The following is a 22,479-nucleotide window of genomic DNA, read 5'->3' on the forward strand; positions in this document are numbered from 1 at the left end:
ATGCATACATAAAAAATCTCTTCTCAAAAACTGTGTTTAGGGGTAATGTACAAGAGCTAGTAAACTGGGTGAGATTTTGCCAAGGATTTGTGAGCCAAATTATCTGACTTCTCATATTACTAGATTGTATGAGTAATAATAGCTATAGTAGTTTCATCTAAAAATTGAAACATACTCGCTAGCCTGTTCAACAGGAATAGCTAGGCGCTTCTAAGATTAACTATGGTCAATGTAATTCAGCCAATGTAATTCAACCTAGCAGAAGACAGGAAGCAACTTCTATGTAAATTCAATTTCATCGTGTACAACAGTTACGCAGGGCAGAGTGAGCAATGAGTATAAGCAATCGAGTTCGACTATATGAACTCTCGCGAGAGCTAGATCTCGACACCAAAGATGTCATCGCGGTGTGTGAGAAATTAAATATAGTTGTCAAAAGTCATAGTAGTACAATTACAGAATCAGAGGCGGAATTGGTACGGATCAAAGCGCCTCAACATTATCCCAAAACAAACGATCCCAAAACTTCTGAAAAGAAAACAATTGCTGTGGCAAAGACCAAAGAATCCGATGCTCGTATTGCCAAGCAACAAATTCTTGCTGTTACCAAGCCCACAATTCGTCTGAATACTCCGCCTGCCTCTGGTAATGTAGGAGGAGCTACCCCTCCTCTGCATCCGCCTCTCAACTCATCTAATGCGATCGCTGAGCCTAGCTCAGAATCTCCTGCTAAAACTGCTGTTATTAACCCTCCCTTGCCCATGCCCTCTGCTTCTTCACTAGTTAAGCCTCCTAGTCGTCCTTCTGTCTCAGAAGGTAACCAGTCCGAAACTACACCTGCGCCCAAAATTGAATTGACCTCAGAAACTGAATTGACCTCACCAGTAAATCCCCAAGCGATCAAAGACTCTCAGCCAGCATCGCCATCAGAATCAAAGACAGAATTAATTGCGCCGCCCACTGCCCCCAAATCACCAGAAAAGGCGGCTGCATCGATTCCTGCCAAAATCTCAGTTGAGGAGCCAGCGATCGCAGCAAGGGTCAACCCATCCAAACAAGTACCCAAAGAACACCCACGCAAAGACAGTCCAAGGTCTGAGCGTCCACAAGCAGAAAAGGCTGAACGTCCACTTGTGCCGAAACAAGCTCTAGTAAGTGTGTCACCACCTCAAGTCAAATTGAATAAGCCTGTAGCACCAGAGCGTCCCAAACCTCCAGTATCTGTTACACCTAAGGCAGTTATTGCGCCTAAGCCGCCAGCCGCCAAGCCTTCAGATGAGTCAAGAATTTCGGCAAAAGCTAATCAGAGTAGGTCTGAGCAAGACAGATCTGAGCAGGTCAAAAACGAAACCAATCCAGAAACAGTTAGGGTCAACAAACCTGAAAAACCAAAACTGAACAAGCCTGTTGAACAACCTGTAGCTTCTGCTAACGGTAGACCTCAAGGTCGTGGACCAAAATTAGTCAAGGATTCGGTACTAATTGAACGGGGAATCACCGCACCAACAGAGCCACCCCACAACTTGCGTCCTCCGATGCCCACATTAATGCGTGCGCCTGAGAAGCCAGTAATTGCTGACAAAACTGGTAAAAAACCTGAGGCTGTGGGTGGCTTTAATCCTGTATTGCCTGAACTTTTGGAAAAGCCAACTTTGCCTAACAAGGCTAGTAAACGTAAGGGGAAATCCAAGGAAGAAGAAGAGAAGGATCTACTAGAACTTAAAGAAAAGAATCGCCTGAATAAGCCAAAGCGCTATTTGCGTGATTTTGCGGATGATGACGATGATGCCGCCGATCTTGAAGCTGCTGCTGAGCTAGCTCAGATCAGTTTGTCTCTAGCTCGTCCTGCGGCTCGTCCTAAGGCTGTAGCAGTGCCATCGAAGCCAACTATGGCAGCTGACATTAAGCCAACCCAAAAAGGTAAAAGATCTGCACCTAGCCGCGATCGCCGTCATCAACAAGTCGAAATTATTCCTGAAAAGCCTACTTCGGTGGAAATTGAAGAGGGTATGACCGTCGCCGTACTGGCCAAACGCCTAGTACTTTCTGAGACAGAAGTGATTCGCACCCTGTTTATGAAGGGGATCATGGCGAATATCAACCAAACCCTTGATGTCGGTACTGCCAAAATGGTGGCAGCGGAGTTGGGCTATGAAGTCCACGATCCTGAAGTTGTTGAACTAGCACTCAAGACCGAAATGATTGAGGTCGGTGACCTTGATAAACTCCAACGTCGTCCTCCCGTAGTTACGATCATGGGACATGTTGACCACGGTAAAACCACATTACTTGATGCAATTCGTAAGAGTAAGGTCGCTCAAGGAGAAGCAGGTGGTATTACTCAACATATCGGTGCGTATCACGTTGATGTTGAGCATAATGGTCAGAAACAGCAGATCGTCTTCCTTGATACTCCTGGACACGAAGCCTTTACCGCCATGCGTGCTCGTGGTACGAAGGTTACTGACATTGCCGTACTGGTTGTTGCTGCCGATGATGGTGTACAACCACAAACCATTGAAGCGATTAGCCATGCTCGTGCTGCTAAAGTTCCAATCGTCGTTGCCATTAACAAGGTTGACAAGGTTGAAGCTCAGCCCGATCGCATTCGCCAAGAATTAACCGAATATGCTCTCGTCGCGGAAGAATGGGGTGGCGACACAATCATGGTTCCTGTAAGTGCGATCCGTCGCGAGAATCTTGATACCTTGCTAGAAATGATCTTGCTGGTCGCCGAAGTTGAAGATTTACAGGCGAACCCTAACCGTACTGCTAAGGGTACGGTCATTGAAGCTCACCTCGATAAGGCAAAGGGCCCCGTAGCAACATTGCTAGTTCAAAACGGTACATTGCATGTTGGCGATATCTTCGTTGCAGGTGCTGCCTTTGGTAAGGTACGTGCCATGGTGGACGATCGCGGTGTACGTGTCGATAAGGCTTCGCCATCCTTCGCAGTGGAAGTCCTTGGATTAGGCGATGTCCCTGCGGCGGGTGATGAGTTTGAAGTCTATCTTGATGAAAAACAAGCCCGTGCGATCGCCGATCAACGCACCATGGATCAACGTCAAGCCCGCTTGGTACAAGCTATGGCTTCACGTCGGGTCACCCTTGGTACTTTGTCCGAAAAAGTCAAAGAAGGCGATCTCAAGGAACTCAATATTATTCTCAAGGCCGATGTTCAAGGTTCCCTCGAAGCTATTCTTGGTTCCTTGGCACAGCTACCTCAGCGTGAAGTCCAACTCCGCATCCTACTATCAGCTCCTGGGGAAATCACCGAAAACGACATCAGTTTAGCGGCAGCTAGCTCGGCAGTTGTACTTGGTTTCAATACTACGATGGCTCCTGGGGCAAGACAGGCTGCGGATGACCTTGGGGTTGACTTCCGTGATTACAACGTCATCTATAAGCTCTTGGAAGATATCCAAGATGCGATGGAAGGTTTACTCGATCCTGAAATGGTCGAAGAATACCTTGGTCAGGCTGAAGTCCGCGCCATCTTTACGATTGGTAAGGGTGCTGTGGCTGGTTGCTATGTCCAGAATGGCAAGCTGATCCGCAACTGCAATGTCCGTGTCAAACGTGGCAATGAGGTTGTACATTCAGCGGTACTTGACTCGCTGCGTCGGGTTAAGGATGATGCGAAGGAGGTTGCCTCTGGATTTGAGTGCGGTATCTCCCTTGCGAAGTTCTCGACATGGAAAGAGGGCGATATCATCGAAGCTTTCCGCATGGTCACCAAGCGTCGCACGCTAGCTACTTCTTAATAAAAAAGCGTCCCTAGGGACGCTTTTTTATTAAGCTTTTATGGCTTAGTGTGAGGCGGCGCTTTGCGCCGCCTCACACTATTGGTTAGATAAATTTCTATTGCTCAAACAAAAAGCACCCATCGGGTGCTTTTTGTTTACTCGCTTTGTTCTCTTCTTCTTTCTGATAGGCGCATCAAAATCTCTGTATGCACCTCGCGAGTAATCGGATAAAAATATGCCAAACCTAAACCAATCACAAGGGCGATCGTCGGTAGAGGACCAATCGCTAAGCGAATTGCAAATAGGGCGGAATCAGGTTGAGTTGGTAAGGGCTTGCAAGGCACACTCTCTTGAAATTTAGCCCATGACAAACCTAGACCAAGCAGAAACAAACCAGCCGCTAGCCCAAACTTTTGTAATAGCACCATAAAGGCATAGAAAATTCCTTCACGGCGTTGTCCAGTCTCTAGCTCATCAAGATCCGTGACATCAGGAATCATTGACCAAGGAATCAGATAAGCGGTGGAAACACCAGCACCTGCCATAATCGCCAGTATATAGAGCAGCACCACTTGTCCTTCTTGCAAGAAAAATAATCCTGCTTGGGCAATAATCCAAATACCTGAACCCATGAAGTAAGCTGCTTTTTTACCAAATCTTTTACTGATCTCACTCCATACCGATAGCATGACTAGCGCCGTACCTTGGACAGCGATGGTTACAAGAATAAAATCACTTTCCTGCATCTTCATCCAATTCACCACAAAATAGGGAATGATCGAGGCAGTGATTTGTAAGGCTAGCCATGAGCAGAAATAGATACCAATCACGAACAGAAATGGGCGATTGCTAAAAACAACTTTTAACTGCTCAAAAAAGCTCATCTCCTCTGTAGTCGCATCAATGGATTCATTATGAAGTCGATGCCGATCGCTAGCGATCGCTCTTCTTTTAATGCCCCAGACACACCAATAAATCGAGACACTGGAAATAATTGCACAGACTGCACCCAGCACAATATATTGCATTCCACCTGTATTACAGCTATCAGTCTGCCGCGCAGGATCTTTAAAGAAGGCAAAAATTAATTGGGCGATAAATAACGAGACAATACTGCCACCGATGGAGAAGGTAAAACGGAAGGTATTAAGGCTAGTACGTTCGTTATAATCTTGGGTAATTTCGGGTGTAAGCGCGGTATAAGGAAGATTAACGGCTGTGAAAAAGAGATTAAACACAATGCCCACAATCACGTAATACCAGAAAAGAACCATCTTATCAGTGCTAGGCACTAGCCATTGCGCGAAAAATGACAGCCCAAACGGAATCGCCGCATAGATCATCCAAGGTAGTCGCCTTCCCATTTTGGATTTAGTGCGATCGCTAAGTACACCAACAATCGGGTCATTGATGGCATCAAAGATTTTGCCAATTAATAAAACCACTCCTGCAAGGGCAGGTTCGAGTCCTGCGACGTTAGTAAAAAAGAATAATAGAAAAAATGAGAGCAGATTTGTGGTGATCGAAGTACCAAGATCACCTGCACCATAGGCAATTTTTTCACTAAGAGTTAATTTAGCTTGGGTAAGATCATATGGGGATGGATCAAAGGAACTTTCGGAATTACTCATGATTGGTTGCGTAATTTCAGTTTTAAATTATGAGAGGCTTACCCGTAGATAAGCCTCTCATAACTCATTTAGAATTTCTTTAGCATAGGGCAAACCTTGCTCGGCATAATGGGAATAGTAATTTTCGTAAGTTATTGTCATGAATTCAGAGCATTCAACCAGTCCCACACCAGCCACTTCTAATCAGTTGCGAAATTTATTAGTGGCGATCGCTGCCATTCTGTTAACAACAGCCCTATTTTTCGGGTTTCAGGCGCAACAAAGTAGCACATCACTGGATGCAGTTTCGGCGGCGGCGCTGCCTATCGATGAAGCTTTAGCCAATGAGAAACCAACTACGATTGAGTTTTATGCGGATTGGTGTACCAGTTGTCAGTCGATGGCGGCAGATAATTTATCACTGGAAAAGGAATATAGCGATCGCATGAATTTTGTGATGCTAAATGTAGACAATACTAAGTGGTTGCCAGAGGTGACTAAATATCGGGTTGATGGGATTCCTCGGTTTATTTTTTTAGATCGTGCTAATCAAGCGATCGGTGATACGACAGGAGTAGTCCCTCGCGAAATTATGGCAGCAAATATCGAAGCAGCGATCGCCGAACAGCCTTTACCCCACAACAGCATTAGTAGCGATCGCACGTCACGTTTCTCTGAGCCAAAAGCCGCCGACATCTCCCAACCAAGGGATCACTCATAAATTTTGTGAAAGCGCTTTGCGCTTTCACAAAATTTATAAACAAAAAAGCCACGCAAAGCGTGGCTTTTTTGTTTATGGATTTTGACGAGTTACTTCGGATGGATTGCTAAAACTAGGAGATGAGTTGGGGCTTGTTGATGGAGACATATTCGGAGTCGCATTTGGCAAGGGCAAAGTAATGTTTTCAATAATGCTAGTCCCGCTACCACCATTATTTGGAGTTGGAGAATTTGTCGAATCATTGGACTCTTGAGAAGCTGGGGCAGTTGGATTAGCAGGGCTAGAATTGCTAGCAGGTAAACTACCGCCATTGAGAAAATAGTCGTAAGTTGTCCGTGAGATTTGGCGGATTAACTCATTGGCGCGTTGATCATTATCAGGGCGCTTAACCATTACCGCGATCGCGTAGCGTTTACCGTTGGGCATATCAACAATGCCAGCGTCGCCAACTGCTAAGCCAATATCTCCCGTTTTATGGATAATTCTTGCCTCTTCACCAAGCCCCTTAGGTAAAAGCGTGTTGGTCACTGGGCGGCGCATGATATCCATAAAGCGATCGCGACTACGTGGCTCGATCAACTTACCTTTATCGAGCATGGCTAATAATGTCACCATATCTTGAGTACTAATTGTGTTTGTACCTTCAAGATCGGGCAGTTGATTCTTGATGACTATATTATTTAGCCCCCAAGATTTGAAACGTTGATTCAGCGCTGTCAAACCACCTAGACGCTTAATGATCATATTCGTGGCTGTGTTATCACTGATCACAATCATTTGGGTTGCTGTTTCTAGCGCCGAGATTTTTGTACCCGTTGGTAAAAGTTGAAAATCACCCGCTTCTCCCACCTTAACGTCAGCAGTCATCTCTAGCTGCTCATCAAGCTTAATTTTGCCTGCATCCACATCCTGAAAAAAGGCAACCAAAATCGGGGTTTTAATCGTACTAGCCGCTGCGATCGGCTGATTTGCCCCCACTTGCACATAGGCTCCAGAGTCAAGATCAACCACCATCATTTGCATGGTGAGATCTTTTTCTTTAGCGGCTAATTCCTTGACCTTGCTGAGCAAAGAAACTGCCTCAGTTTTGAGTTCAAGGGGAGCAATATCTGGAGATTTATTAGCCTCTTCCTTGGCTGCTAACTCTGTAGCATTAGTTTTTGCAGAAATAGATTGCTGATTTTGCCAGAAAGAAATGGCTGTGCCAGCAATCACACTCAGCCCAATACCCGCGATCGCTAAACGTAGTACATGCCAACCAAACAACTTAATAGGTGACTTGATGGGGATTGTCCTATTGTTGCCATTGGATTTTTTGCGTGGTCTTAACTCAGTCCTATTGTCAGAGCGTTGCTCAGGACGAGCCTCTACAAAACCTTGACGATTGGGTAATGGCTTGACCTTATTCTCCTGTATCCGTCCTTCCGAACGGCGGTCTGAGCGATTGCTAAATCGATTGTCGAGGATCGGTTCTGGGGATCGATTTGATTCAGGCGATCGCCCCAAACGCGGTGGAACTTCAGCACTAATTGGGCGGAGAACAGAGTCACTATTGCTTGTCACAGCCTTGGCGCGACGCTCGCGCAACTTATTTAAACGCGCTTCTCGACTTTTTTCGGTAGCGTCAGGCGATGAAAAGTTTCTGGGTTCCACTGCTATTTATAACTCCGATACAAAAATGTCTCTACTAACCGATTAACTACTCACGTTATACCAAATCACAAAATGGCATAGCCATTTTGTGATATTAAAACCCTTACTGGGTTTGGTTTTAATTACCGAAAGTGTTGCCACACTTTCGGTAATTGGTATCATACGCGAGTAGTTATGAATCAAGATGAGCCGTAGCCCAATTAACTTGGCGCAAAATCCCCCGCAGCATGGCAACTTCCGACGGACTCAGATTGGCGCGATCAAAGATATGCCGAAACTTTCGCAATCGATGAGCGGCGGTATGTGGATAAACATAGCCGATCTTGAGCAATACTGCTTCAAGTTGCTGGTAGCAAGCTTCTAGGTCTGCGCGGGTAGCAAGGTCTATGGGTGCTGACTGTATCAAATCTTGGGCAATTTGGCTAGTCAAATTTTCGTGACATTGAGGGTTTTCTCTAAAATTTGCTTTCAACAGTTGCAATTGATAGCAGCAAATACCAACCGATTGCGCCAAATTGAGCGAGGGATAGTCTGGATGGACGGGAATTCGGATCACTTGTTGACAATGTTGAATCTCAGCATTACTTAAGCCCCGATCCTCTGCACCAAAGACGATCGCACTGGTTTCCGCTTGCATTAACCAACTCAAGCCTTTTTGGGGATCAGTAACTTTCATCTCGCCCTGATCAATGCGTCCTGCGGTGGCGATCGCCCGATGGCAGCCCACTAATGCATCTGGGAGATTATCCACAATCCTTGCATTTTCTAAAATTTCCGATGCATGGACTGCCATATGCCTCGCTTCATCACCAAGGCGATCGCATTGCGGATTTACTAACCACAATTCCGCTATCCCAAAATTTTTCATTACCCTTGCCACCGAGCCAAGGTTTCTCGCCCCCGCCGTCTCGACTAACACAATTCTGATATTTGATGTGGTGTTTGGCATAGTAGCGATCGTAAATCAGGTTTTGCGCTTCGAGTACTTGAAAATAAACAATTCTCGTTATAAAACCGATTTTAGTGTTTTCAGCGCCAAAGGCGCTGAAAACACTAAAATCGGTTTTTTGAAAGCCCGCCGTTGGCAGGCTTTCAAAAAACCGATTTTTATAATGAGAATTGCTACTTGAAAATATTCTTGGCTGTTATTTTGATCATATTAATAAGTGGCGGCGCTTCGCGCCGCCACTTATCTTTGGGTCAACGATTAAAAGATCAGGCTGTTGCGAACAGAAGCAATACCAGTATTGTTAACGGTCACCAAATCCATAAAATTATTGGTATTACCTAAACCATCGGCAACAACTTGAACAACGGTATTGGCTCCAAGTTGTTGGAATTGGAGGATTCCATCAGCGATCGCATTAGTACCTCTGTAATTAATTGAGCTAAATACACCTCTCAAGTTGATTGTATCGCCAGTCGCGAAATCGAGAATTGTGTCCCCAGCCTCATTGACATTATTAAACTGGAAGGTGTCGTTACCTGATCCACCGACAAGAATATCATTACCTCTGCCACCAATCAGAATGTCATTACCCGCACCACCAGAAATAAATTCACTGGCATTAGTTCCTTGCAATGTATCGCTCCAGCTAAATCCGAAAATTGATTGGGTGGTTGTGGCAGCGGTGGGATTACTGGCATAGCCGATGAGGGATTTACCCATGTCGGTAGATCGCCAATCTTTACTCGAAGCCATCACCCGATCCAAGGTATCAGCAGTAATGGCAATGTCACCCTTAACACGGAAGATAATATCGTTGTAGTCGCGATCGCTAGCTCCATCAAGGCGTTGATCTTCGAGGGCGATGACATAGGAGCCATTACCGACATCGATTTTACCCATTTGGAAACTGCGGCTAGGATTGTTATCAAGCATGGAGAATAGAGGACGCTTAGTGCCGTCGATCGCAGGATTGGCAACAACTTCGCTAATTCGACCATTGGGAACTTGGATCACTCCATAGGCACTGTTGGGATTAAGATTGAGGCTTCTTGTACCTCTGAATGTACCAGCGTTAAAGTTAGATTCCCAATCTAAACCACTGGTAAACTTAGCAGCATCGGCAGTGTCACTGAGCAATACATAGCCTTGGGTCGAGTTACTGGCTGCACGACGAGCTGCTTCCGCAATAAAAGCCGCCGATCCCGCAGCATAGGCTTCCATGCCATCGAGATTAAAAATACCAACATCGCCTCTATATGCACCTCCATCGTAGAGAAATTCTACTTCGAGGCTGCCAGATTGTCCTGAGGAAATTACGCCTTTGTCATATTCAGAACGATTGGCATAATTGAGTAGCTGTTGTCCAGCGGTAGAACTGCGCCAGTCGCGATCGCTATTGACCAAGCTATTCATCAGAGGTACATCACTAGTTGCGCCCTTGACTTGAATCACGATGTCGTTGTAGTCGCGATCGGAAATGTTGGGCAAGTCTAGACGATTATCTTCAAAGGCATAGGTGTTTTTGCCATCGACATTTACCATTTGCCCGATCGCCGAGCCAAAGGGATTAGCTTCAGGAATTGAGAAGATGGGCAGGTTGCCAGTTTTATTAATAATGCTGATATCGTTAGCGATCGCTGCTACGGTATTGTTTTGCACCAACATGAAGGCAAAATGTCCACGAGGAGACATGTTAAAGGTTTGAGCACCTTTATATGCACCACCGTTAAAGTCCGCTTCCCATGCAACCTTGTCTGAGAACTTAGCCGCGTCGGTACGATCTTTAGTTACCACGTAACCAAGATTAGACTCACTAAGAGCGCGGCGGGATGCTTCTTGAATGAATTCTGTCGAGCCAGCCTTAAAATTTTCCATCCCATCAAGACTGAAAATTGCTAACTCACTCTGAAACCAACCACCATCATAGAGAAAGTCAACGCGAACCATGCCCGATTCGCCTGTGTCAAAAATACCGCCGCTATAATCAGGACGGGTGGCATACTGCACCAACTCTTGACCAACGGAAGAATTACGCCAATCGCGATCGCGGTTCACATTGGTATCCATCAAAGGAGCCACACCTTTAGCACCTGTGAAACGGAAAACCATATCGTTGTAATCGCGATCGGAAGTAGTTCCCCAGTCAGTCCGCACATCTTCCATGCCAAAGGTATCGCCGCGACCCGTGACATCAACGATTTGGCGAACGCTACTAGGTGCGCCGATATTAGCTTGAGGGATTGAGAAAATCGGTAAGCGATTGCCTGACCACATTCTGGTGACATCATTGGCAAGATCTTGAACGGTGCTGTTTTGGATGAGCATTACCGCAAAGTCTTCACCTGCATTCATGGCATAGGTTTTGACACCTTGATAAGCTCCACCATTAAAACCATCTTCCCATGCAAACTTAGCAGTATATTTTGCGCCCTCGTTGCGATCCTTAATGACAACATGACCTTGAGTAGAGTTGCTCAGAGCGCGGCGGGTTGCTTCTTGCACAAACTCATTAGAGTCAACCTTTAATCCTTCCATTCCCTTGAGGCTAAAGATTGCCATTTCCCCTTGATACCAACCACCATCATAGAGATAGTCCACACCGACCTGACCTGATGCATCCACACGAAATACCCCAGACTCAAAGGTAGAACGGCTAGCATAATCGATGATTTGTTTGCCGATCGCTGTATCTACCCAATCCTTAGTCGATGCACCGACATCCTCAAGGGCAGGAATTCCATTACCTTCGGCTCCTGTTAATTGGAATATCACATCGTTATAGTCATAGTCAGAACCACCCTTGAGGCGGACATCTTCCATTGCAAAGAGATTCCCTTTGCCAGCAACATCAGTAACTTGAGAAAACTGATTGCTAAGATCAGGGTTAGCGGCACTAATCGAGAATAAGGGTTGTCTTAGTCCTAGATCTAATCCACTGGCTAGAGTATTAAAGGTTTGGCTAACAGTTCCATTAGAAATCAACATGAAGGCAACCTGATCGCCTGCTTGCATGGAGAAATTTCTAATTCCTTTGTAAGCGCCGCTATTATAATTTGCTTCCCAATCTAGTTCAGCGCTAAACTTTGCACCTTCAGAACTATCAGCAACCAGAATGCGACCTTGGGTGGAATTGGTCAGGGCGCGGCGAGCAGCTTCTTGATTGAAGGCAACCGAACCGACTTCGAGACTTTCCATTCCCTTCAAGCTGAATATGGCAAGTTCGCCTTGAAATTGACCACCATCAAATAGAAAATCAAAACTTAGTTTGCCTGTTGCCCCAACCGTGAATGTTCCCTGTGATGTTGCTTGTAGTGACATGGTTATCTATCCTTAATTTATTACTTACGTCTTTAGTTGATTCCCTTGGGCTGATTTCTATTGCTTTTAGCTCTTTCCCATCCCATGCACCTACGTTAGAGCTTGCAGCTAGCTGCAAGGTCAAGATCCCTAAAATCAAATAACCTATTAAAAAAACTTATCAATCCTTTTATGGAATCCAGCATGGAATCTAGCGAACCCGTTCAAAATAGCGCCCGTGGTTGGCTGATCGGCGAACTAAGCCGCTTAGTCGAGATTCCATCCCCAACGATTCGCTATTACGAACGTTTGGGATTGCTGCTCGCGCCCCTGCGATCGCCACAGGGTTATCGGCTCTATGCCACCGATGCCCTAGAGCGTCTGTTATTTATTCAAAGTGCCAAAGCCTTTGGGTTATCCCTTGAGGAAATCAAACAGTTATTGGATTTACAAGCCGCCCAAACTATTCCCTACGCCACTTTTAAACAAATGGTGCAGCAACATCTCCGCAAACTCGATCTGCAAATCCAAGAACTGATGACCCAGCGCCAAAATGTTGCCCAGCGACTCGATCGCATTGTGGAGTCACTTCCCGATCGCGATTTTAGCAGTGCGGAGTTAACCCAAAATCCTCTGCTTAACCTGATCAGCGAAGCTACCGATGCGATGGCTCTGGAAGAATTAGCGGATCAAGGCGATCGCCCCAATTTCGGCAATCTCTTTAGTAATCGCAGTCAGGAAGTTTTGTATCTATATTCAGTGGGTAAGCGCAACTTTAGGCTGATGAATTTGGTGAGCGCGAAACTCAATGGCGCAAATTTGAGTGGTGCGGACTTTACCAATGCCAAATTAATGCTGGCGGATTTATGTGAGTTGTCGGCGATCGAGACCAAGTTTGTCGGTGCGAATTTAGCTGGGGCGATCATTAGTGAGGCTTGTTTGCAAAAGGCAAATTTTACGGATGCATTGTTGCTGGGAGCGGATCTGAGTGGTGCGAATCTCGAAGGTGCTAATTTCACCGCCGCGAATTTAGGTGGGGTAAATTTTACGGGGGCAAATTTACGGGGCGTGAATTTTAATGAGGCGGTTCTAGCGGATGCCGACTTTACGAATACTAATATGGAGATTGTGAATTGAAAACCAAACCCAGTATGGGTTTTTAAATAAAGAAAGGACTCCGCTATTTCTTTATTTGGTATTACTGTAATATAGCTACAGTAAAATACTGTAGCTATATTACAACAAGCAATATCAGAGTTATTATTTATGGCAGTAGCGTCAAAAGTGGAAACCTTGGGAAAACGCCAATCAGACATGGTGACGGCTTATTTGCCCACCGAAACAAAGCAAATATTGGAGATGTGGGCTGCTGCTGAAAGTAGATCGGTTAGTAGCCTGTGTACTTATTTACTGACTCAAGCAGTCAACACTGCTAAGCAGGAGGGCAAATTGGGCGATCTCACTAATGGCAGAAAGTTATGAGTGAATCTCTCAAAGCAACCCGCGCTACTGTGGCGATCGGCGGTTTAACCGTTGATGCTTTTATGTTGCCAGATGGTAGTTATCGGATGTCTCAGACTCAAGCATCTGAAGCAGTCGGATTATCACGTCAAAACGTGTCCGATTTTTTACGCTCAAATGCCATCAAAACATTACTGGGAGAAGGTTATACGAGTCCGATTTCTGGTAATGAACAAATTGAGATTGAGTCTGAAGGTGATAAACGAGGTCAAAGTCGCTTTAACTCAGTGTCTTTAGAGGTTGTTGGGGCTTATTGGCTTTGGCAGTCCTATCGTGGCAACAAAAAAGCCTTATCCCTTTGCATGGCTCTTATTATAGAAAGCCTAGAGCGTAGATTTGATGATGCTTTTGGGGTTGTTATCAGTGAGCAAGAGCGTAATAGGCGACTATCTCAACGAAATAGCCAATTAGAAAAAGATTTAGCTAAGTTAGGTGAGGGCTTTGCGATCGATGCTGATAAGGATCGAGAAATTGCTTATTTGACCTCACTGCTTAAAGACAATGGTATTGAGCCTTATAGTTTGCCTAGTGGCGATCGCACTGAGGATGATAGAGGATGATAAATAACCAACCAACTTAACGTAATGAATGCAGTCGAAATTGAAGAAGCGGTTTCTCGGTTGGCGGAAGCACCTTTTGAGGCGGCGGAATTTCCTTTTGCGTTTCTAGAGGCTTTTGGCAATAAGGCGACTACGCTCAAGCGGCTCAGGAGTGAGCAGGGTAGCTCGAATCAGTCGGATGTGGGCGGCGTGCTGCAACGGAATAATATTCATTTGAAGGTTTGCGGGTTGGGGGATGTATCGGCAACTTTGACGGCTTTGCGGGAGAGTTCTGCTACGACTAAGCACAAGGCGAAGTTTATTCTGGCAACAGATGGGGTGGACTTTGAGGCGGAAAATTTGGTGGATGGGGAGACGATCGCCTGTTTATATCCAGCGTTTGCGGATCATTTTGGCTTTTTCTTGCCGTTGGCAGGGATTACGACGGTTAAGCAAATTCGGGAAAATGCCTTTGACATTAAGGCGACGGGGCGGCTAAATCGGCTTTATGTGGAGTTGTTGAAGGATAATCCTGATTGGGACAAGGGCGATCGCCGTGAAGATTTTAATCATTTTATGGCGCGGTTGATTTTCTGCTTTTTTGCGGAGGATACGAATATTTTTCATGGGGATGGGTTGTTTACGCAGACGATCGCACGGATGAGTGATGGTGAAAATACCCATGAGGTTTTGGCGGAGTTGTTTCGGGCGATGGCGACTCCGCTACAGGAACGAGAGGCGTTAGGGATTCGCAACTGGGCGAATGTGTTTCCCTATGTGAATGGGGGACTGTTTAGCCCTCATCCCGTGGATCGCCCTCACCCCCTAGCCCCCTCTCCCAAGGAGGGAGAAGGGGGACAAGAATCTCCTCTTACTCCCCTCTCCCGTTCTGGGAGAGGGGCTGGGGGTGAGGGAGTTCCCCGTTTTAGCAAGATTGCGCGATCGTATTTGCTGCATATTGGCAATCTGGACTGGAAGCGGATCAATCCTGATATTTTTGGGTCGATGATTCAGGCGATCGCTGATGATGAGGAGCGCGGCACTTTGGGGATGCACTATACGAGTGTGCCGAATATCCTGAAGGTGCTGAATCCGTTGTTTTTGGATGATTTACGCGCTCAGTTGGAGGCGGCGGGAGACAATGCTCGTAAGTTGTTAAATTTGCGGCAACGGATGGCGAAGATTCGGGTGTTTGATCCTGCCTGTGGGTCGGGGAATTTTTTGGTGATTGCTTATAAGGAGATGCGATCGCTTGAGGCGGATATCAATCGGCGGCGGGGTGAGGGCGATCGCGGGTCTGAGATTCCGTTAACTAATTTTCGAGGGATTGAGATTCGGCATTTTGCGGTGGAGGTGGCGCGGTTGGCGTTGATTATTGCGGAGTATCAGTGTGATGTGTTGTATCGGGGGCAAATGTTGGCGCTGGCGGAGTTTTTGCCGTTAAAGAGTGACAATTGGATTACTTGTGGTAATGCGTTGCGGTTGGATTGGTTGAGTTTGTGTCCGCCGACGGGTAAGGGTGTGACGGTGCAGCGTGAGGATTTGGATTTGTGGCAAGAGACGCGGGATGAGGCTGAGATTGATTTTAAAAATGAGGGCGGTGAAACTTATATTTGTGGGAATCCGCCTTATTTGGGTTCTACTTGGCAATCGAAGGAACAGAAGGATGATTTAAAACAAATTTTTGATGGACGCACTAAGTTATGGAAGTCACTGGATTATGTGGCGGGTTGGTTTATGAAGGCTGCTGATTATGGCACTCAAACCCAAGCGGCGGCGGCGTTTGTTTCCACTAATTCCATTTGTCAGGGGCAACAAGTACCGATTTTATGGTCACTAATTTTTGCAACTGGGCATGAAATTGCTTTTGCTCATACTTCTTTTAAATGGGCAAATTTGGCGAGTCATAATGCTGGGGTGACGGTGGTTATTGTAGGGATTTCTAATCAACCTCGAAAGTTGAAGTATCTATTTTCTAATGATGAGAAAAATCAGACAATTTTAAGAGAGACTGAGAATATAAATGCTTATTTGGTTTCGGGTGCTAATGTTGTCATTGATAAAATAGCTAAACCCTTAAATAACTGCCCTGAAATGGTAAAAGGTAGTAGTCCAACCGATGGTGGAAGTCTTCTACTATCATCAAGAGAAGTACAAAATTTAAATCTTTCAGTTGATCAGAAATTGCTTTTCATTCGCCCTTTTTTGGGATCTGCGGAATTTATTCGTGGACAACAGAGATTTTGTTTATGGATATCCGATGAAGATGTTGCAAAAGCAAGGGCAATACCAGAAATTAGTAAACGTATTGATGCTGTTCGTTTGATGCGTTTATCTAGCTCAAAAGTTGGAACCCGTGAAGGTGCTAAATATCCGCATAGATTTGACGAGAAGCGACAGGAAGGCGATGAAACTGTAATTGCAATACCAAGGGTTTCATCGGAAAGTCGAGATTTTTTACCGTGTGGATTATTACCGCCTGATTCTATTGTTTCTGATAGTGCCTTCGCTCTCTACGATGCCCCTCTTTGGAACATGGCACTAATCGCCTCACGATTACATCTAGTCTGGATCGCCACCGTCTGCGGCAAACTAGAAACCCGATATCGCTACTCCAACACCCTCGGCTGGAACACCTTCCCCGTCCCCACCCTCACCGAACAAAACAAAACCGACCTCACCCGTTGCGCCGAAGACATACTGTTAGCCAGAGAGCATTATTTTCCTGCCGCGATCGCCGATATGTACGATCGCGACAGAATGGACAGCGAATTTCCATTAGTCAGACAAGCCCACGAGAGAAACGATGAAATAATTGAACGGATTTACATCGGGCGGCGGTTTAAAAATGACACCGAGCGATTAGAGAAGTTGTTTGAGATGTACAGCAAAATGACCAGTAAACAAGCCCCAGCAAAACCATCTAGCAAACGAAAAACCAAGTCATAACATCAATTAATGATCCCCCTCAATCCCCCTTAAAAAGCTACCGTGTACACACAAGTCATAAAACCCAGTCAAGTCAACAATTAATCGCCCCCTAGCCCCCAATTCTGGGGGAACAAGAAAATAAAATTCTTTCAAAGTCCCCCAGAATTGGGGGATTTAGGGGGCTTAGATCCATTGAAACTAGGACAAAGAGACTTGTGTGTACAAGGTAGCTTAAAAAGGGGAAAGAAGAAAATTCGATAGTGTCATGAATTATTCGCGCATCAGACGATCCACCTGTAGGGGCAAAGCATTCCCACAGAAATCTATAAGTTTTTAGATGATTTTGATTTGGGAATGCTTTGCCCAAACCTCGCAACGCAGGGACAAATTATCGATCAAAGCCCAAAGGGTTGAGCATTTGCGTTTCAAGATGATCGTGGGGATTATTACCCTTTCCGCAGTTGAGAATTAACCTGCGATCGCGCTAAGTTTAGGGCAGAGCATTCCTGTATATAAAACCTAGCGATCCAAATAAATAGTTGCAGGAATGCTCTGCCCCTACATAATTAATTATGTTTATCCTGTATTTAGGTCGTCAATACAACTTGCGTCAAAATAGGCGATCGCTCTAGCGGAAGAGTAACAAGCCATAATAAAAATAAAATTCTTATTCACCTAAAGATCATGACAGCAACCGAAAAGCTCTATCAACTCATCCAAACCCTTCCAGAAGACCAAATCAACCAAATTTTTTACTTCGCCGAATCTCTCCACCAAAAACAGCACAATCCATCCCAATCGCTTCCCCTTGGTACACTCACTGGACTTCTAGGTATTGCCAAACGCTCTGACTCAACACCTAGCGATCAAGAACTGCAATCCGAGTATACAGACTATCTCATTCAAAAATACCTGTAAACCAGATCTAGTCAAAAACATCCATGAGTAAACCCAAAGCCATCCCCTCCGTATCTGTCACCTACGCCCACAACGGCACATCCAGCCGCCCCAATGCCCTCGGTATGCGCCCCATGCAAGAACAAGCCTACCAAAAACGCGGCGAACAATATTTATTAATCAAATCACCCCCCGCCTCTGGCAAAAGTCGCGCCCTGATGTTTATCGCCCTCGACAAGCTCGAAAATCAAGGACTCAAACAAGCGATCGTCGTCGTTCCCGAAAAAGCGATCGGCGCTAGTTTTCACAATGAGACACTTACTCAGTATGGCTTTTGGGCGGATTGGCAAGTAGAACCAAAATGGAACCTGTGCGATGCTGCTGGCAACGATGGCGGCAAAGTGGAATCGGTGCAGAAATTTCTCGATAGTGAAGCCAAGATTTTGATCTGTACCCATGCCACCTTCCGTTTTGCAGTGGATAAATTTGGCATTGAGGCGTTTGATCAGCGCTTGATCGCCATCGATGAATTTCACCATGTTTCCGCAAATCCCAACAACAAACTCGGTGAATATGTCGGTCAACTGATGGCAAGGGATAAAACCCATATTGTCGCCATGACTGGCTCTTATTTTCGTGGTGATGCGATCGCGGTGCTGCACCCCGAAGACGAAGCCAAATTTGAACCCGTTAAATACACCTACTACGAACAACTCAACGGCTACCAATATCTAAAGCAACTCGACATCGGTTATTACTTTTATGCAGGTAGTTATGCCGATGAAATTATGCAAGTTCTCAATCCCAAAGAAAAAACGATTCTGCATATTCCCAATGTCAACTCCCGCGAAAGCACCAAGGACAAAATTCGCGAAGTAGAACATATTATTGAAGAGTTAGGAGAATGGCAAGGAGCCGATCCAGAGACAGGCTTTCAACTGGTCAAAACTGCCGATGGGACAATCTTAAAAATTGCCGATTTAGTCGATGACGATCCCGCTAAACGCGACAAAGTGACATCGGCTCTCAAAGATCCCACCCAAAAGCATAACCGCGATCATGTCGATATCATCATCGCCCTCGGCATGGCAAAGGAAGGCTTCGATTGGATTTGGTGTGAACACGCCCTCACCATCGGCTATCGTTCCAGCCTCACCGAAATTATCCAAATCATCGGTCGCGCCACCCGTGATGCACCCAATAAATATCGCGCCCGTTTCACCAACCTCATCGCCGAACCCGATGCTTCCGAAGAAGCCGTCACCGAAGCCGTAAATGACACCTTGAAAGCGATCGCCGCCAGCCTGTTAATGGAACAGGTTCTTGCGCCGCGCTTCGAGTTCAAACCCAAACGCCCTGAGAATCAACCAACAGAAGGCTTTGACTATGGCGCAGAGGGCTACGATCCCAATAAATGTAATGTGGGGATTAACCCAGAGACTGGTCAGATTCAATTAGAAATTAAGGGATTAGCCGAACCCAAAAGTAAAGAAGCAAAAAGGATTTGTCGCGAAGATTTAACGGAACTGGTGACGGCTTTTGTGCAAGATAAACAGGCGATCGAGCGTGGTCTATTCGATGAGGAGTTAGTTCCTGAAGAATTAACCCAAGTCCGCATGGGCAAAATCGTCAAAGAGAAGTTTCCCATCCTCGAAGAACAGGATCAAGAAGCAGTACGTCAACATGCGATCGCAGCGCTAAACGTAATCCAACAAGCCAAAAAATCCCTAAATGAATTAGGTAATAGCTATACGCTTAATCCCAATGCGATCGCTTTTCCTGAATCCACCGATTCTCCCGATCAATCAGATCGTCAACAACTAGAGCAAGAGCCATCTCCAAACACAGCCTTGATTGACGGTGTGCGTCAGTTCGCCTTCTCCGTCACCGAATTAGACATTGATCTAATCGATCGCATCAATCCCTTCGGTGAAGCCTACGCCATCCTCGCCAAGTCCATGACCGAAGAGCGACTCAAACAGATCGCCGAAGTAATTGCCGCCAAAGATATAAAACTCACCATAGAAGAAGCAAGGGAATTAACCAAACGAGCGCTACGGTTTAAACAGGAGAGAGGCAGACCACCATCTATCAATGCCATCGATCCTTGGGAAAAAAAGATGGCAGAAGGAGTAATCTTTTTCCAACGCAAAGCGAAGGAGGCACAAAATGCCTAAATCCCAAAACCCTCAACAGATTACCGATGAAGATTTTGCCTTGTTAGCAGAATTTGGAGATGATATCGCTCCCGATCAAGTTGGGCAACTCTCCGCTAAACAAGAACGAATTATTGCTGGCTTTGAAGAAATTGAGCGCTTTGTTGCTGAGCATGACAGATTACCCCAACATGGTAGCGATCGCGATATTTTTGAACGGCTTTATGCAGTACGTCTCGATCGCCTCCGTGAATCACCAGAATGTCGCGAAGTTCTTAAATCTCTGGACAATCGAGGTTTACTAGATGCAGATAATCAAGATCCTAATATTAATCAATCTTCCGATATTGACGATATCTCAGATGCAGAACTGTTGGCGGCTCTTGGGATAGAAGCTAATCCAGCACAAGATATTACCCGTCTCACCTATGTGCGATCGCGCCAAGAAATCAAAGCCGCCGAAGAAATTGCCCAACGTAATCCCTGCCAAGACTTCGAGCAGTTCAAACCAATCTTTGACCAAGTACAGCACCAATTAAAAACAGGCGAACGTCAAACCATCAAATATCAGGACAATGCCACCATCAACCTCAACGATTTATTTATCCTTGACGGGCAGAAAGTCATCGTTGCCGAAATGGGAGAATGGTTTACCAGCGATTATGGTCTGCCTAACTCTCGCTTACGAGTTGTTTATGACAATGGCACAGAGAGTGATTTATTATTGCGATCGCTGCAACGCGCTTTAAATAAAGACAAAACCAGCCGCCGCATCACCACTCCCGATCTCGGACCACTTTTTCTCAGTACTGAAGCTGAAGACGACTTACCAACTGGTTACATTTATGTGCTGCAAAGCCAATCCGATCATCCCTTCATTGTCGAAAATCGTTCGGTCATTCACAAGATCGGCGTGACTAGCGGCGACGTAAAAAAGCGGATTGCCAACGCTAAAAAAGATCCCACCTACCTACTCGCCGACGTGGACATTGCCCGCACATTCAAATTAGTAAATATTAATCCAAAAAAACTTGAGGCGCTGCTGCACAGGTTTTTCGACAACGCCCGATTAGAATTAGCCCTACCCGATCGCTTTGGCATACCAGTACAACCAAGGGAATGGTTTTTCGTTCCATTAGAAACCATTGAAGCCGTAATTGAAAAAATTAAAGAAGGAACCCTTGACCAATTTCAATATGATCCAGAAACACTCAGTCTCAAGCGATCATAAATGAGATAAAAAGTTGTCTCAGTCTTCAGAATAAGGCGATCGCCTTGTTCTTGGTAAATTTTACTAATCGCCCTTACTTTGCAAGAACTTGCAAAAATTCAAATTGCTGTACCGAGTAAATATAACAAACTCATCCTGATCGCTACACCGTTAGTCACCTGTTTATCAATCAAGCTCAAACGAGGATCATCCATTAAGTCAGAGCTAATCTCCACACCACGGTTAACGGGGCCAGGATGCAAGACTTGGACATTCGGCGCACATTTGGCTAGGCGATCGCGAGTTATCCCATACCGCGCATGATATTCCCGCAAACTCGGAATCAGGAATTGCCCCATACGTTCCATTTGCAAACGCAAAGTCATCACAAAATCCGCATCCTCAAGGGCTGGCTCAAGGGTGTAATGGATTTTCGCGCCATATTCCGCAAATTCTGGTGGTAATAATGTTGGCGGAGCCGCTAGATGTACATCTGCACCGTTAGTAAGCAAACTCCAAAGATTCGATCTCGCTACCCGTGAATGCAAAATATCACCAACGATCGCTATTTTTTTGCCCTTTAGATCCTTAGCCGTCGGCGCTTTGGGATTGAGATACATGCAAAGGGTCAATAAATCCAATAAAGCTTGGGATGGGTGTTCATGCTTGCCATCACCAGCATTGAGGATCGCCACTTTGCCGCTGAGGGCATCCATATCGCGGGCGATCGCCAAAGGCACACCTGCCGATTGATGGCGAATCACCATAATGTCTGTACCCATCGCCAGAAAAGTTCTTGCCGTGTCAAGAATCGTTTCGCCCTTGGTAAGTGCAGATGTCCCAGGAGCAAAATTTAAGGTGTCGGCTGAGAGTCGCTTGGCGGCAAGCTCAAAACTATTACGGGTACGGGTCGAAGATTCAAAAAACAAATTAGCGACAACTTTGCTCTGCAAGGTTGGTACTTTTTTATTGCGACGCGACAGCACTTCTAAAAAGCTAACGGCTGTCTGCAAGACCGTTTCATAATCATTCGGCGTAAAATCAGCCAGCGAGATTACATGTCTTCGCTGCCAAGTAAGTTCAGTCATGTTGCTTTAAAGCTAAGAGATAAGAGATATACCCGAAATCATGCCGATGGGGGCAGGGGCAACCATGTCGTCTGGCAAGAAAGCGCGAGAGCTAACTAGTACTAACGTAAATAAAAAGATGGCAAAAATGATGAACGGTGCAATGTACTGACGAAAAAATG

Annotated in this window: 14 protein-coding genes; 9 read left to right on the forward strand and 5 right to left on the reverse strand. The window is 45.7% G+C overall.

The genetic code is table 11. The features are described 5' to 3' along the window. Nucleotides 1–332 precede the first annotated feature (332 nt). Nucleotides 333–3,764, forward strand: coding sequence for a translation initiation factor IF-2 (gene infB, locus H6G05_RS13730; protein ID WP_190578711.1), 3,432 nt, complete (start codon nucleotides 333–335; stop codon nucleotides 3,762–3,764). Between the two features lie 137 nt (nucleotides 3,765–3,901). Here infB and H6G05_RS13735 read toward each other — a convergent pair whose 3' ends face one another. Then, complete coding sequence (locus tag H6G05_RS13735; protein WP_190578712.1) at nucleotides 3,902–5,377, reverse strand: MFS transporter; 1,476 nt, start codon at nucleotides 5,375–5,377, stop codon at nucleotides 3,902–3,904. A gap of 139 nt (nucleotides 5,378–5,516) precedes the next feature. On the opposite strand from H6G05_RS13735, the gene H6G05_RS13740 reads away from it, so the two are divergent. Then, complete coding sequence (locus H6G05_RS13740; protein ID WP_190578713.1) at nucleotides 5,517–6,077, forward strand: thioredoxin domain-containing protein; 561 nt, start codon at nucleotides 5,517–5,519, stop codon at nucleotides 6,075–6,077. A gap of 72 nt (nucleotides 6,078–6,149) precedes the next feature. Here the strand turns inward: H6G05_RS13740 and H6G05_RS13745 are convergent, their stop codons facing one another. The 3 genes from H6G05_RS13745 to H6G05_RS13755 all read right to left on the reverse strand — a co-directional run bounded on the left by H6G05_RS13745 (nucleotide 6,150) and on the right by H6G05_RS13755 (nucleotide 11,997). Then, nucleotides 6,150–7,730, reverse strand: a complete 1,581-nt coding sequence (locus H6G05_RS13745) for a serine hydrolase (RefSeq protein ID WP_190578714.1) — start codon at nucleotides 7,728–7,730, stop codon at nucleotides 6,150–6,152. Between the two features lie 172 nt (nucleotides 7,731–7,902). Next, nucleotides 7,903–8,679 carry an RNA methyltransferase gene (locus H6G05_RS13750; RefSeq protein WP_190578715.1) on the reverse strand — a complete coding sequence of 259 codons (777 nt, stop codon included), beginning with the start codon at nucleotides 8,677–8,679 and terminating at the stop codon, nucleotides 7,903–7,905. A 258-nt stretch (nucleotides 8,680–8,937) separates the two neighbouring features. Continuing rightward, nucleotides 8,938–11,997: a DUF4114 domain-containing protein gene (locus H6G05_RS13755; protein ID WP_190578716.1), complete on the reverse strand. Its 3,060-nt coding sequence runs from the start codon at nucleotides 11,995–11,997 to the stop codon at nucleotides 8,938–8,940. Between the two features lie 183 nt (nucleotides 11,998–12,180). Here H6G05_RS13755 and H6G05_RS13760 point away from each other — a divergent pair, with 183 nt between their 5' ends. The 7 genes from H6G05_RS13760 (at nucleotide 12,181) to H6G05_RS13795 (ending at nucleotide 21,251) form a co-directional block, all read left to right on the forward strand. Continuing rightward, nucleotides 12,181–13,113, forward strand: a complete 933-nt coding sequence (locus tag H6G05_RS13760; protein ID WP_190578717.1) for a pentapeptide repeat-containing protein — start codon at nucleotides 12,181–12,183, stop codon at nucleotides 13,111–13,113. A 129-nt stretch (nucleotides 13,114–13,242) separates the two neighbouring features. Continuing rightward, nucleotides 13,243–13,458 (forward strand): ribbon-helix-helix domain-containing protein, encoded by a 216-nt coding sequence (locus tag H6G05_RS13765; protein WP_242025493.1) that lies wholly within the window; start codon nucleotides 13,243–13,245, stop codon nucleotides 13,456–13,458. After that, complete coding sequence (locus H6G05_RS13770) at nucleotides 13,455–14,057, forward strand: hypothetical protein (RefSeq protein ID WP_190578718.1); 603 nt, start codon at nucleotides 13,455–13,457, stop codon at nucleotides 14,055–14,057. The genes H6G05_RS13765 and H6G05_RS13770 overlap by 4 nt, the downstream gene beginning before the upstream one ends. A gap of 24 nt (nucleotides 14,058–14,081) precedes the next feature. Then, nucleotides 14,082–16,985 carry a class I SAM-dependent DNA methyltransferase gene (locus H6G05_RS13780; RefSeq protein ID WP_199310533.1) on the forward strand — a complete coding sequence of 968 codons (2,904 nt, stop codon included), beginning with the start codon at nucleotides 14,082–14,084 and terminating at the stop codon, nucleotides 16,983–16,985. Nucleotides 16,986–17,651: 666 nt separating this feature from the next. Beyond that, nucleotides 17,652–17,885, forward strand: coding sequence for a DUF2281 domain-containing protein (locus H6G05_RS13785; RefSeq protein ID WP_190578719.1), 234 nt, complete (start codon nucleotides 17,652–17,654; stop codon nucleotides 17,883–17,885). Between the two features lie 23 nt (nucleotides 17,886–17,908). Next, nucleotides 17,909–20,041, forward strand: coding sequence for a DEAD/DEAH box helicase (locus tag H6G05_RS13790; RefSeq protein ID WP_190578720.1), 2,133 nt, complete (start codon nucleotides 17,909–17,911; stop codon nucleotides 20,039–20,041). After that, nucleotides 20,034–21,251, forward strand: coding sequence for a GIY-YIG nuclease family protein (locus H6G05_RS13795; RefSeq protein ID WP_190578721.1), 1,218 nt, complete (start codon nucleotides 20,034–20,036; stop codon nucleotides 21,249–21,251). Before H6G05_RS13790 ends, H6G05_RS13795 begins: the two co-directional genes overlap by 8 nt. Before the next feature lie 98 nt (nucleotides 21,252–21,349). Here the strand turns inward: H6G05_RS13795 and H6G05_RS13800 are convergent, their stop codons facing one another. After that, nucleotides 21,350–22,318 (reverse strand): aspartate carbamoyltransferase catalytic subunit, encoded by a 969-nt coding sequence (locus H6G05_RS13800; RefSeq protein WP_094532089.1) that lies wholly within the window; start codon nucleotides 22,316–22,318, stop codon nucleotides 21,350–21,352. Between the last annotated feature and the right edge of the window lie 161 nt (nucleotides 22,319–22,479).

This window comes from Phormidium tenue FACHB-1050 (assembly GCF_014696925.1).
Classification (GTDB): Bacteria; Cyanobacteriota; Cyanobacteriia; order Pseudanabaenales; family Pseudanabaenaceae; genus Pseudanabaena.